The following is a 13,569-nucleotide window of genomic DNA, read 5'->3' on the forward strand; positions in this document are numbered from 1 at the left end:
CACAAATCATGGACGCAGCTTCATAGCTGCGCGGAAGCGCAAAGTCGGTGTCTCTTCTTGTCCGACCTAATTGCGGACGGAAAATCCGCCTCACGCTTTCCCCAAAACCAGCGCTTGTGCGGGGCGCTGCTCAGTCACCGTCTTGCGGTGGCGGAAAACAAGCCTTGAAGGCGTTGTCGACGACAGCCAGCTTGGCGGCCTGCACGGTCATGTATTCCTCGTAGAATCCGTGCGACACCCACATCACCGAATGGCCGCGTTGGCCGAGCCAGCCAATGCTGCCGAGTTCCTCGGCGGTGCGCAGTTTGCGGCCGAGATGGGTCCGCGACAGCTTGAGCCATTTGGCGAAATCGCCGATCGAAACCACGCTGGTCGGAATCCGCTCCAGGCCTGCATGGTCCGGATCGATGCCGGACATCAGCCAATCCATGACGATGCCGCCATTGTTGAGCCAGATGAAAAGGGAAAAGGTCTGGTTGGGTTCGCGCACCGGCTTTGAGGCCAGCAGGCCGTCAGCGATGAGCGGCTGCAGCGTGGCAAGCATGTCGGGCCGGTCCAGATATCTGCCCAGCCGGTCGCCGCCATCGATATGGTCAAGCGTGCGCAGATGGGCGGTCACCCAGCCGGTGAATCGCTCGATGGTGGCCGCCGTCGGTTGTAGGGGATGCGTGCGGCCGTCCCCGCCCGCCACATACTCGGCGATGTTGTAGTGCAGCATCTCCTTGATGAAAGCATCCGCCGTGTTGCGGCTGGCCACGGCGTTCTTGTGCACGACCTCGATGAAACGCGATACCGTCAGCTCCTTGCGACGGTCGTTCGGGTCCCGCCGGAAGTGCATGGCAAGGCCGACATGGGCCATCAGCCAGCGTTGCTGCGTGGCAAAGATGGAAGCCAGTCGCGGGGTTTCCTCATAGATTCGGATCAGGGACTGCGACTGTTCCTGTACGTAGCGGTGCAAGGCCGGATGGGCCGCTATGTCTTCCAGATTCAGCACGAATCTCCCGATCCCTCGAAACAACTCTAATAGCGAAGTTGCGTTCCCTATCTTTCAGCCTTCAACACTTGTGTCCAGACTTACCATTTGCGGAGAACAGGGCCAGCCGAGGCGTGGATCGACAGCGACAGCTTCATGGTTCGGTCCGCTAACTGATTGCCATGGCTTAGAAAACCCTCCAACAATAGTCAGCCGAACGGCGGCCCGTTGAATTGACCTTCCTCGGGCCAGGCATAGTTTCCGCCTCATTCGAACGGCGGGGCCGTAATGCGCGACGGCCGACAGCGGCACCATGGTCTCGGCTCCGGTTCTGACCGCCGAGCCGGCCGCTCAATCGCACGGGATTGCAGCTCACTCGGCCGCTTGAACGCGGCTGGCCTGGATGAGGGCGCGGATCTCGGACCGGCAGGAGCCGCAATTGGTGCCGGCCTTCAGCGCGCCGCCGATGGCTTCGACGGTGGTGCAGCCCGCTGCCACCGCGGCCACGATCTGGTTGGCACCGACGTTGAAACAGGAACAGACGGTGGCACCGGCATCCGGCCGTTCGGCACCGGCGCGGCCGGCTACGATCCTGAAGCGCCCGCGCTGGCTGGCGTGGACCTCTTCGAGCTGCTCGGCCGCCCAGCCGCGCGATACCGCGACCGGGCCTGGCGCGACGAACAAGGCGCCGACAAGGTGCTCGCCATCGAAGGCGGCGATGCGGTGCGGCGTCGCGGTCGTGATAGGCGAGCATTCCGGCCGAGGGGGCTTCGAAGAGCGAGCCGGCGAAGGCTGTCCAGTCGGCGTCATCGGCGGCAAAGGCAAGCTCGACCCGCCAACCGCCCCGGCATTTGGCAACCGCCCAGTAGCTCGCGTCGACCCATTCCGGCTTCTGGCGCATCACGGCGAAAGCAAAGGCTCCTGCGGCAAATTTCTCCATGCGGGCCGCGACATGTTTCAGCGCCGGCTGGCCTGAAACGGGATCGATGAGCGGTGCGGTCAATGCGTCGAGCCGGGCTTTTGCCGCGAACTGATCGGTCCAGTGCATTGGCGCGAAGACGCTGCCTTGGCGCTGGCGGGGGGTGATCAGGGCGCGGACCAGCACGTCGCCGCGCGGGCTGGAGATACGCACAATGTCGGCGTCGCCGATGCCGTGGTGCTGCGCGTCAACGGGGTGGATTTCGACGAAGGGCTCGGCGATGTGCTGCGACAGACGCGGGCTTTTGCCGGTGCGCGTCATGGTGTGCCAGTGGTCGCGGATGCGGCCGGTGTTGAGGACGAGCGGGAAGTCGGGCGTGGTGCGGGTTTCCGTGATGGCGCGGATGGCGATGAAGCGGGCTTTGCGGTCGGCTGTGTAGAAATGGCCGTTGGCGAAGAAACGGGTGGGTTGCTGCTCCTCCGTGTCGCCTCCTGGGTTTGGCGCCGGCCATTGGAAAGGCTCAAGCGCTGCATAGGTCTCGTCATCGACACTGGCATAAACCCCGATGTCGAAATCCCGCTCACCATCATTCTCGAACGTCGACAGCGCGGCATGCTCGGCAAAAATTTCAGCAGGTGTTTCATGCGCAAATGCCTCGCCAAAGCCCATCCGCCGTGCCACCTCGGCGATGATCCACCAGTCCGGCCTCGATGATCGAGGCGCGGATGCGATTTTCATCGATCACCAGGACGGCTAGGGAGGATCGGACCATGCCTGCATTGTGGGCAAGGCCGCGAAATTGTGCAATGCGGCACAGCCAGATCCTAAAGGAACATGGCTATGCCCGCTGCCGAGGATTACATCGGGTCAGGGTTAGCCGCAAACGCGAACTTCTTCGACCACCCTGTGGTGGTGGCGCCAATGCACGACCGTTTCCAGGTGGCAGCGATGGTGCCGGTGGTGGCGCCGGTATTGGCCATAATTATCGTACTGAACGCTCTGGTCGTCATCATATTGGTTATATTGGTTGTCATAGCGCCGGTCATGGTGCCGGCGAATAACAATTCCGCCATTGTCGGAATCGTCATCCGGTGAATATTGGTTGTCGTCGGACTGGATAATCACACTTGCAGCATGCGTCGGCGCAATGACCGATGCGGTTGCGGCCAATGCCAACAGGGACGCTAAAATCAGCTTTTTCATTTTGTCCTCCTGAACGTTCAAGACATATAACTCGGGGAACAACCGAGCGTTCCGCCGTAGATCTACACGCTTTGCGACGCTTAGAGCCAGATGATTTCAGGTCGACTCGACCTGAAATCTGAATCCGGCTCTAAATCAAAGAGATAGAGCATGATGTCCTCCGAAAACCGTTTCACACTTTTCGGCATCATGCTCTAGGACATCACGGCGTTATCGGCGGAAACCATCTGGTCCAGGCGAACGAATGCCGTGAGCGGCAGATGGTCGGAGGCGACGCGTGAAAGCGGTGTGTCATGGGCTTCGACCGCTGCGATCATGCCATGCCGATTGGTCATGATCCGGTCGAGCGCCAAGAGCGGCAGGTTCGATGGGAATGTGGGGACCGCCGGCGGCTGAGGCCCGAACGTGGCGTGCAGCGTGTTGAGCGCTGAGCGGTTGCCGAGCCGCCATTCGTTGAGGTCGCCGAGCAGCAAGGTCGGCTTTTCGTCGGCGCTGCTCATGATGTCCAGCACGACGCGGGCCTGCTGGGAGCGCGAGTGGTGCAACAGGCCGAGATGTGCGGCGATGACGCGCAAGGTGCGGTTTCCGTCGAGGTCGATCTCCGCCACCACCGCGCCCCGCGGTTCCAGGCCCGGAAGCCTGATCTGATGCACGTCACGGACGACGCCTTTCTTGAACAGGAGGACGTTGCCGTGCCAGCCGTGGCCTTTTCCGGTGGCTGAAATCGGCACCGGCACCAGGCCGGTTTCCCGCTCGAGGCGGGGCAGGTCGAGAAGCCCGTCACGGTCGCCGAAACGGTTGTCCGCTTCCTGCAGCGCGATGACGTCGGGGTCGATTTCGCGGATGACGCGGCTGGTGCGCTCGGGATCGAATTTGCGATCGACTCCGATGCATTTGTGGACGTTGTAGGAGGCAACCAGCGTGCCTGTAGTGGCGGTCGCCTTGTGCGCAGCCGCGTTTGCCTTGCGCATCCGCCTGTCGCGAATGGACAAAAGCATGGTTGCCGGGAGGCTGCGTCCGTTCATCCGCACCGTGTGCCTGCCATGCCTGCTGGTCTCACCATGCACCTCAAATAGAGTCTTTGCGCTTATGTTCCATGGCCGACACCAAACTATCCGTCAAACAAGTCGTTTTGTTAAAGCCATCTAGAGATAGGGCGATCCCAGCCACAGGATGCGGTCGAACAGCCGGATGATGAACGGCCGGGCTCGCAAGGAGTCCAGCGTGACGGGGATGGCCGTTTCGATGGCCGAGTCAATCCGGGCCTCGATCTCTCGGGCAAAGCCTGCATCGAGGACCTCCAGATCGATCTCGAAGTTCAACCGCAGCGAGCGGGCGTCGAGATTGGACGAGCCGACATAGGCCCACACGCCGTCGATGGAAAGCAGCTTGGAATGGTCGAAAGGGCCCTCCGTGCGCCATATGCGGCAATAGTTCTTCAGGATCTGGTCGAATTGCGCGGTCATGGCGCGGTCGACGAGGAAGAGATTGTTGACCGCCGGCACCACGACATCGATCTCGACGCCGCGCCGGGCGGCGGTGACCAAGGCGCTGATCAGTTCGCGGTCCGGCAGGAAATAGGGCGACATCAGGCGGATCGATTTGCGCGCCACCGAGAAGGCGCCGATCAGCAGCTTGTGGTTGGTCTCATTGCTGGCGTCCGGCCCGGATGCGACCGCCCGCACCAGCATCGGCTGGCCGGGTGCCGGCGACAGCGGGGCAATTCGCCAGGCATCGCCCTTCAGCGCTTCGTTGGTGGCGAAGCGCCAGTCTTCGGCCGCGACCGAGAACAGGTCGGCGACGACAGGTCCGGTGACCTTGAAATGCGTGTCCCTGGCGGTGTTGGAGCCTGCGAACTCGGCCGAAAAACCCTTGCGGATATTCATGCCGCCGGTGAAGGCGACCGTGCCGTCGACCACCAGGATCTTCCGGTGGGTCCGGAGATTGGCGTAGGGCAGGCGCAGGCCCATGACGATGTTGCCATTGAAGACATCGGCGGGGATGTTGGCGCGGCGCAGATGGCCAAGGATGCTGGGAACGGAGTAACGGGCACCGACGGCGTCGATCAGCACGCGAACGGTGACGCCGCGCTGGACCGCGCCGGCCAGCGATTCCACGAAAAGCAGGCCGACGGCATCGTTGTCGAAAATATAGGTCTCGAGCAGGACGCTGCGTTCGGCGCCGTCGATCGCCGCGCACATGGCGGCATAGGCCTCGTCGCCGGTCTCCAGCACGTCGATGACGTTGCCCGGGTTGAGCGCGCGCCGCGCGACCCTGTCGCCCAGTGTCCGCAGGCCGGTGAAGCGCTGACCATAGCGCTCGACGATCAGGGCCTCCTCGGCGGTGATGTCGCGCTCATCCTTGGCGGATACCACGTCGCCGGCAAGCGGGCGCTGCGCGGTGATTGTGGCGCGGCGGATGCGGTTGATGCCGGCAACCGCATAGATCAGCACGCCAAGGATCGGTGACAGCACCATCACGCCGACCCAGCCGGTGGCGGCGCGCACATCCTCCTTGGTCATGACGGCGTGGGCGATGCCGACCGTCGCCATCATTACCGAGATGATCGCCAGGATTTGGGTCCAGTGAGTCGCAATAGTCTCGAACATTGCGGGGACTATCCAGCGAGCGGTCGCAGAAGGCAATGCGGCCAATCCATGCCTCGCATTCGCCGGGCAACGATCGCGACCCGGCTGAGGAGGTCTAATCCCAGGCAGGGCTCGGGCCGATGAAGTTCCTTTGAACTCCCGCACGGGCAAAGCCAAGTTGACGCCAGGGAAAGCATAGAGACGGCGCGGTCCGGCATCGTCCCGTGCAGCCTGGTGAACCAGGGCTTCCTGTACTTTGGTACCACATCTGTTGTATATCAGAGGGAACGAAACCAGCCGTATAAACACTTTGGCTGGAGGCGAGGGGGAGCGCCGGATGACGAAATTCAACTTCGAGGGGCCTCCCCTGGGGGATGCCGACATATCGGCCCAGTGCCAGGGCCAGTTGCTGCCTCTCATCCGTGAAATCGTCCAGGCGGCGGTCGCGGCCGGCTGGAACCAGGACGACGTTCTCCTGGCTTTTGTGGAACTCACCTGGGATCTGTACGAGAAACGCCGTGGTGATCTGTAGCGGCCGGCCGTAACCTGTCCGGCTCGTCGCCCGTCGCGTAGCCGCCGACCTGCCAACCGTATGGAATAGAATGCTCGCCGGCCTCCTTGATCGGTCATTTTTTCTGTCTTTTCGCGAATAAGAATTTTTCTTTGCGCGCGGGAGTTCTTCCCTAGCCGAGACGCGTGGGTTACGCTGTCTTTGGGTCGGCTCAGGGGATATCAGGCAGCGGCACAGCGGCTGAGGCGACGTGATGAAAAATGCGGACGAGGCTCGGGAAAACGGCGTTTCCCGAGGCGTCGATCGGATGGCCCGATATGTCCTGGACATCATTCCAGAGAGTGCCGGTCCCAGAAGGGCCACCGCGCGTGGCAGCGTCATCCATTCCGTCCGCGGCCCAGGCTCGCAGGCGTTCCTGGCCAGGGAGCATTCCGCGGGCATCGTGCTGAGGCCGGGACGCAAATTCAGAGCCTCGCTCGGCAGTGACCAGATCACCGAATACGATGCGCCGGTCGGATGCCTCGTCATCAATCCCGCTGGGGTCGACAGTACGTTCGCCTGGTCGCAGACCAGGGAGAACGCCGTCGTCTCCATATCGCCAGAAGCGCTGTCGGAACTGGCCGCGCACGAATTCGATCGCTGCGACGTGGAGCTTGAGCCGCCTGCGTTCGGCACGGTCGACCTGAGGGCGCTCAACATCGCCCAGATGATCACCGCCGAGCTGACCGGCAAGCTGCCGCCGAACGAACTCTATCTGGACTCGCTGCTCACCGTGTTCGGCGTGCATCTGTTGCGTACCTACACTGGCCGCAGCAGGCAGTCCGCGTCGCCGAAAGGCGGACTCTCCGCCGACGGGGCTCGACGCGTGCGCGAATATCTCGACGAGAACCTCGCGCGAAAAATCATGGTGGCCGAACTGGCATCGATCGCGGGGGTTTCGCCGAATCATTTCATAGCAAGGTTCGCCAGCACGTTCGGGATGCCGCCGCATCGATACCTGATCAATCTGCGCCTAGACTTCGCGGAGAAGTTACTCGTTGACGGCGAGTTCGCAATCGCCGAAGTCGCCTACCTCGCGGGGTTTTCGGATCAGAGTCATCTGGCCGCAACCATGAAGAAGTACCGGGGAAGGACGCCGACCATGACCGGATATGCGCCGGGCAGAAACTGAAAGCCCGGTATGGCAAAGTGGCAACACCCGCCGCCCAACGATCCGAGACCGGAATTTCCTACAAAGCTTCCGGAGTTTTCCAAAATACGTCCGTCACAACTGTGCCCCAAGGCATTACGGGAGTCATTCGAATGGCATGGAGCCTGTGCATTATTCGCCTTCTAGCCGGGCTGATCGAATGAACCGGAGCGACAATGCGGCCACAGCTCGATCAATCACGAATTGTTTTTGGGGGGAACGGGGAGGGTGGTCTCGGGTTGAATTCCATCTGCGAAATATCAAGGGGCCGAAAGATGCGGTCTGATGATGGCCCTTCGGGTTCGATTTCCCGAACGAATTCAGCGCGGCAGCCGGTGCTGAACGTAAGAGGCGGGCTTTCCACCCTCAGCGTTCGCAAGGTGCAGGAATTCCTGGATCAGAACTTTACGCGCAAGCTGGCGCTGTCCGAGATGGCCGCGGTCTGCGGGCTTTCGCCCTATCACTTCATGCGCGCCTTCTCCCGGACGTTCGGGATGCCGCCGCATCAATATGTACTCGATCTGCGGCTGGACTTCGCCGAAAGACTGCTCGCCGACAGCCGCATGACGATTACCGATATCGCCCATCTCGCCGGCTTTTCCAGCCAGAGCCATTTTACCACGGTAATGAAGAAATACCGGGGCGTAACACCTTTGCAGTCACGAGTAGGCAACATTGATCCCAAGGTTAAATGATATTCTTCACGAGTATATTTTCAATTCATCCTTGTAGAAGCTTTTACTAAAGTAACTAATCGTTAACTTCCGTCGACTTGTGGCTGCTTTTTCTCACGACACAGCAATTTCCTGAAATACCGCAGCCCAGAATCATGTCTTTCTGCGAGGGTGGTGGAATTGTCAGACATTTCCTGGCAACTGGCGAACGGAGAGGGACTCATGACCGGCAATCGCATTTCGAGTGACTCGTTTGTTCGGCATCGCGCGGCGCATTTCGCCGGGCACTGGATTGCCGGCGCCGATCACGGCTCCCGCTCGGTTCGCCGTCGCCTGATGGCGGTGCTGCGCGTGGCGCACTGCGTGCTCGGCATGGGGCGCAAGCGCCTGGGGCTGGGAGCGCTTGGAGCCGGCGGGATGCTCGGCGCCGTAGTGGGGATCATGATCCCGCAGGCGGCGTTCGCGCAGGTTGTCATTGGCAACGGGGTTCTGACCAATGTCGCGAACTGCACGACTCCTTCCGCAGGGGGGCAAAGCATAGCGATCGGTTGTGGCAACACCGCCCCCGGCTCCGCCTCAACCGCGGTTGGCAGTAACGCCCACGTGAATGGCAACAACGGCGTGGCGTTAGGCACCGCTATCACCGCAACGGGCGATGCTTCGATCGCCATCGGCTATACGATGAGTGCCACTGGCCTCAACGCCATAGGCATAGGTGTCTTCGCGAATGCCAACGGCGTCAATGCTCTTGCCGTAGGCGGGAACGCCCGCGCACTTGTGGATGGCGCATCGGCCTTTGGTGTCAACAGCACCGCAAACGGGGCGAACGCCGTCGCCCTCGGCTCAACGGCCAGCGCCTCCGGTGGTGCCTCCGTGGCGATTGGATTGTCCTCCAACGCCTCATCTTCAAACGGTTCAGCCATAGCCATGGGGGTCGGCGCCAAGGCAAACGCTGGAGCGGGCGGCGGTTCTCCGGTTTCCATCGGCACGAATGCCAATGCAAGCGGCACCGCTCCTGCCGGCTTCACGTTCGAGGCCGTTGCGCTCGGCACAGCCTCAACCGCAACGGGGGCATGGTCGGCCGCGGTAGGCTCGAGCGCATCGGCGACGGGGACCGGGTCCAGCGCGTTCGGAACCTCCGCCACAGCGTCGGCGAACCAGTCCACGGCAATCGGCAACGGGGCGGCTGCCTCCGGTGTTGGCACCACGGCCATGGGTTACCTGGCCAAAGCCGCCGGGACGAATGCCGTTTCGATTGGCAATCAGGCCAGTGCCGGGGGGTTGAACTCGCAAGCTCTCGGCAACGTCGCCAATGCTTCGGGCAACTTCGCATTGGCACTGGGCAACCAGGCTGTGTCGAGCGGTATCGGCTCTGTCGCTGCTGGCTCGGGATCCCAAGCCACGGGCGTGTCCGCCACGGCACTCGGCAATAACGCCGCGGCGACCGCTGCGAACGCAAGTGCGCTAGGCTTGGGCGCAACCGCGAGCGGTGTAGACGGCACGGCGGTCGGCAAGCAAGCCAATGCGAGTGCGCAAGACGCCATCGCCATGGGCACCACCTCAATTGCGAGTGGCACCGCCAGCACGGCGGTTGGTAACGTCGCCGTCGCCAGCGGCGCAAACGCCTCCTCGTTCGGGTCCGGAGCAACTGCGGCTGGAGACAATTCTCTCGCCGCCGGCGTCAGCGCCAACGCCGGCGGAAGCGCCAGCACCGCTCTCGGCATCGGGACCGTAGCCAGCGCCGACAATTCCACTGCCGTCGGACGTGAAGCCCGCGCCACCGGACTCAACAGTACCGCGCTCGGCCGCGGCGCCCAAAGCAGCGCCCTGAACTCCATCTCTCTCGGCGCAGGGACGAGGGCGTCCGGGATAGGCGCCGTCTATGTCGGCTCGAGCACTTTTGCAACGAGCGCCAGTGGAGACAACGCCATCGGCATCGGCACGGATGTGACGGCATCCGCGGACGACGCCCTTGCGATGGGACGCGAAAGCCAGGCGACCGCAACTAACGCCATCGCGGTCGGTCTGCAGTCCGCCGCGCTCTCCGCCGACTCCGTCTCCATCGGCACGGGGGCGACCGCCGATGGCGGCAAGGCCGTTGCCATCGGTGCCGGCAACACAGCTTTTGGTGACGGCGCGGTCGCCATCGGCGATCCGAGCTATGCCAGCGGCACCGGCGCCTTCACCGGCGGCGCCAACAACATCGCCAACAGCGATGGCACGGCGAGCGCCACCGCCGCCAACCAGGCGGCAGGCGCTGTCGCTATCGGCAACAACAACAAGGCGATCGGACAGGGCTCTGTTGCCCTGGGCAATGGCTCGACTGCTGGTGGCGCCGGCCTCGCGGGCAATGTCGCGCTGGGCAATGGCGCGACGGCGGCGGCGAGCTCCGGCGACGTGGCGCTGGGCTCCGGCTCGGTGACCGTCGCTGCGGTGGGCACGCCCAACGCCGTGATCAACGGCACGACTTATGCCTTCCAGGGCACAAATCCGACCTCGACGGTCAGCATCGGCGCCCCCGGCGCGGAACGCACGCTCACCAATCTGGCGGCGGGGCGGATCAGCTTGACGTCGACCGACGCGATCAACGGCTCGCAGCTCTTCGCCACCAACCAGGCGGTCGATGCCATCGGCACCACGCTCAACAACATCAATGTCGGCGGCGGCATCAAGTATTTCCACGCCAATTCGGCCTTGCCGGATTCCCAGGCGCTTGGAACGAATTCCGTCGCTGTCGGACCCAACGCCGTGGCCAACAATGCCGGCGATGTGGCGATCGGCCTGAATTCAGCATCGGGCGCAACGACCAATGTCGGTGGAGCCACGATCGGCGGCGTGAACTACACCTTCGCCGGTGGCACGCCGGCGGGCGCGTTCTCGGTCGGGTCGGCTGGCGCCGAGCGCCAGATCCAGAACGTCGCGGCCGGACAGTTGAATGGCGGCTCGACCGATGCGGTCAATGGCTCGCAGCTTTTCGCCACCAACCAGCAGGTGACGCAGAACACGACCGACATCGCCGCCAACACCGCCGACATCACCAATCTCGGCAACACGATCACCAACATAAACACTGGCGGCGGCATCAAGTATTTCCACGCCAATTCGGCCCTGCCGGATTCCCAGGCGCTTGGAACGAATTCCGTCGCTGTCGGACCCAACGCCGTGGCCAACAATGCCGGTGACGTCGCGATCGGCCTGAATTCGACGTCAGGAGCCACGACCAATGTCGGCGGAGCCACGATCGGCGGCGTGAACTACACCTTCGCCGGCGGCACGCCGGCGGGCGCCTTCTCGGTCGGGTCGGCCGGTGCCGAGCGCCAGATCCAGAACGTCGCGGCCGGACAGTTGAACGGTGGCTCGACGGACGCGGTCAACGGCTCGCAGCTCTTCGCCACCAACCAGCAGGTGACGGCCAACACCACCGCCATCGCCAATATCGGCAGTGGTGTCACCAATCTCGGCAACGTCGTCAACAACATCGCCGGCGACACCTCGACCGCCTATACCGACGCCAATGGCATAGGCATCCGCTACGCCCGCACCAACGAGGCCGGGCTGGCGCAAACCGATTCCTTCGCGCAAGGGGTCGGCTCCACCGCCGTAGGCTACCAGGCGACAGCGACCGGTGTCAGCGGGCTGGCGCTCGGCCGCGGCACCCTGGCCAGCATCGACGGCAGCGTGGCGCTTGGTTCCGACTCCGTCTCCGATCGCCCGCTGGCTCCGGCCACCGGGCAGATTGCCGCCGGTCCTTCCAACTTCATCCAGTACAACACCACAGACAAGGTGCTGCTCGGCGCGGTGTCGGTCGGCACCAGCACGTCCTACCGCCAGATCACCAATGTGGCCGACGGCACGCAGGCGCAGGATGCCGTGACCGTGCGCCAGCTGCAGGGCGTGATCGCCTCGGTCTCGGCGACGTCGACCAAGTACTTCCATGCCAATTCGACGGCCGGCGACTCGCTCGCGGTGGGGGCCGAGTCGGTCGCGGTCGGCCCGACGACGGTCGTCAACGGCGACAATGGCGTCGGCATCGGCAACGGCGCCATCGTCGACCAGACCGCGCCCGGCGGAACGGCCATTGGCCAGAACGCCCATGTGATGCTGGCCGACGGACTGGCGCTCGGCACCAATTCGCTGGCGTCCGGCATCCAGTCGGTGGCGCTCGGCGCCGGCGCCCAAAGCACCTTCATCAACAGCGTCGCGCTGGGTGCTCAGTCCATCACCTCGGTCGGGGCCCAGGCCGGCTACACGGCCTTTGCGCTCACCGCCCCGCAGACCTCGGTCGGCGAGGTGTCGATCGGCGGCGCGGGAGCCGAACGCAAGCTTACCAACGTCGCGGCCGGTTCGGCCAACACCGATGCCGTCAACGTCTCGCAGCTTAAGGGTGTGTCGCAAAACATCACCAACCTGTTCGGCGGCGGCACCACGGTCAATCCCGACGGTTCGATCACCGGCCCGACCTACACCATCCAGGGCAACAATTATTCGACCGTCTATGACGGGTTCACGGCCGTCAACAATGCGCTGACGACCATCAGCAATGGCGGCGGCATCAAGTATTTCCACGCCAATTCGACGCTGGCCGACTCCACCGCCAGCGGCACCGACAGCGTGGCGATCGGGCCGGCCAGCGTGGCCAGCGGCAACAACAGCCTTGCCGCCGGCAATGGCTCGACGGCCACGGGCCAGGGCGCTGTGGCGCTCGGCCAGGGCGCCAAGGCCAACAATGCCAATGATGTGGCGCTGGGTTCGGGCTCGGTGACGAAGACCGCGGTGGGCACCTCCAGCACCGTCATCAACGGCAAGACCTATGCCTTTGCCGGCAACGCCCCGGCCGGGACGGTCAGCGTCGGCGACGCCGGCGCCGAGCGCACGATCACCAATGTCGCCGCCGGACGGGTCAACGCCGGCAGCACCGATGCGATAAACGGCTCGCAGCTCTACGCCACCAACACGGCCGTCGAGGATTTGAAATCGGGCCTCGGATCGCTCACCCAGAATGCCGTCACCTATGACACCAATCCGGACGGCAGCAAGAAGAACAGCATCACGCTGCAGGGTGGCGACGTCAACGCGCCGGTGGTCATCTCCAATGTCGGCCCCGGTGTTGCCGGCACCGATGCGGTCAACGTCACCCAGATGAACAACCGCGTCGATTACGCCATCAACACGTCCAACAGCTACACCGACAAGGTGGCCGCCACGACCTTGCAGCAGGCCAACAACTATACCGACCAGAAGCTCAGCCAGCTCAACAGCGACTTGGGCGGCATACGCGACGAAGCCCGGCAGGCGGCGGCGATCGGCCTTGCCGCGGCCTCGCTGCGCTACGACGACCGGCCCGGCAAGCTGAGCGTCGCGGCGGGCGGCGGCTTCTGGCGGGATTCGAGCGCCTTGGCCTTCGGTGCGGGCTACACGAGTGAGGACGGCCGCATCCGCGGCAACGTGTCGGGCACGGCCGCCGGTGGTCATGTCGGTGTCGGCGCCGGCATCAGCTTCACCTTGAACTGAG

The 13,569-nt window shown here is 63.5% G+C and carries 8 protein-coding genes and 2 pseudogenes; 4 read left to right on the forward strand and 6 right to left on the reverse strand.

The window, feature by feature from the left end; translation table 11 throughout:
- Positions 1-130: 130 nt before the first annotated feature.
- The 6 genes and pseudogenes from ACWGS8_RS05160 to ACWGS8_RS05185 form a co-directional block, all read right to left on the reverse strand.
- Positions 131-1,045 (reverse strand): hypothetical protein, encoded by a 915-nt coding sequence (locus ACWGS8_RS05160; protein ID WP_454580120.1) that lies wholly within the window; start codon positions 1,043-1,045, stop codon positions 131-133.
- A 300-nt stretch (positions 1,046-1,345) separates the two neighbouring features.
- Positions 1,346-2,618: pseudogene (locus tag ACWGS8_RS05165) on the reverse strand (nitrate reductase); the annotation flags it as partial.
- Positions 2,590-2,664: pseudogene (locus tag ACWGS8_RS05170) on the reverse strand (two-component system response regulator); the annotation flags it as partial. The pseudogenes ACWGS8_RS05170 and ACWGS8_RS05165, both read right to left, overlap by 29 nt.
- Positions 2,665-2,765: 101 nt before the next feature.
- The gene (locus tag ACWGS8_RS05175; RefSeq protein ID WP_454579896.1) at positions 2,766-3,095 is read right to left on the reverse strand and encodes a hypothetical protein; all 330 of its coding nucleotides are present in this window, start codon (positions 3,093-3,095) and stop codon (positions 2,766-2,768) included.
- A 194-nt stretch (positions 3,096-3,289) separates the two neighbouring features.
- Positions 3,290-4,126, reverse strand: coding sequence for an endonuclease/exonuclease/phosphatase family protein (locus ACWGS8_RS05180; protein WP_454579897.1), 837 nt, complete (start codon positions 4,124-4,126; stop codon positions 3,290-3,292).
- 114 nt (positions 4,127-4,240) lie between these two features.
- Positions 4,241-5,704: a phospholipase D-like domain-containing protein gene (locus tag ACWGS8_RS05185; protein WP_454579898.1), complete on the reverse strand. Its 1,464-nt coding sequence runs from the start codon at positions 5,702-5,704 to the stop codon at positions 4,241-4,243.
- Positions 5,705-6,020: 316 nt separating this feature from the next.
- Here ACWGS8_RS05185 and ACWGS8_RS05190 point away from each other — a divergent pair, with 316 nt between their 5' ends.
- From ACWGS8_RS05190 to ACWGS8_RS05205, 4 genes are all read left to right on the forward strand, one after another.
- A complete protein-coding gene (locus ACWGS8_RS05190; RefSeq protein WP_454579899.1) occupies positions 6,021-6,215 on the forward strand; it encodes a hypothetical protein in 195 nt (64 codons plus the stop codon).
- A 232-nt stretch (positions 6,216-6,447) separates the two neighbouring features.
- Complete coding sequence (locus tag ACWGS8_RS05195; RefSeq protein ID WP_454579900.1) at positions 6,448-7,365, forward strand: helix-turn-helix transcriptional regulator; 918 nt, start codon at positions 6,448-6,450, stop codon at positions 7,363-7,365.
- A gap of 293 nt (positions 7,366-7,658) precedes the next feature.
- A complete protein-coding gene (locus tag ACWGS8_RS05200; RefSeq protein WP_454579901.1) occupies positions 7,659-8,078 on the forward strand; it encodes an AraC family transcriptional regulator in 420 nt (139 codons plus the stop codon).
- A gap of 201 nt (positions 8,079-8,279) precedes the next feature.
- Positions 8,280-13,568 (forward strand): beta strand repeat-containing protein, encoded by a 5,289-nt coding sequence (locus ACWGS8_RS05205; protein WP_454579902.1) that lies wholly within the window; start codon positions 8,280-8,282, stop codon positions 13,566-13,568.
- Position 13,569: the final 1 nt, after the last annotated feature.

Source organism: Mesorhizobium sp. 43Arga (genome assembly GCF_053714255.1).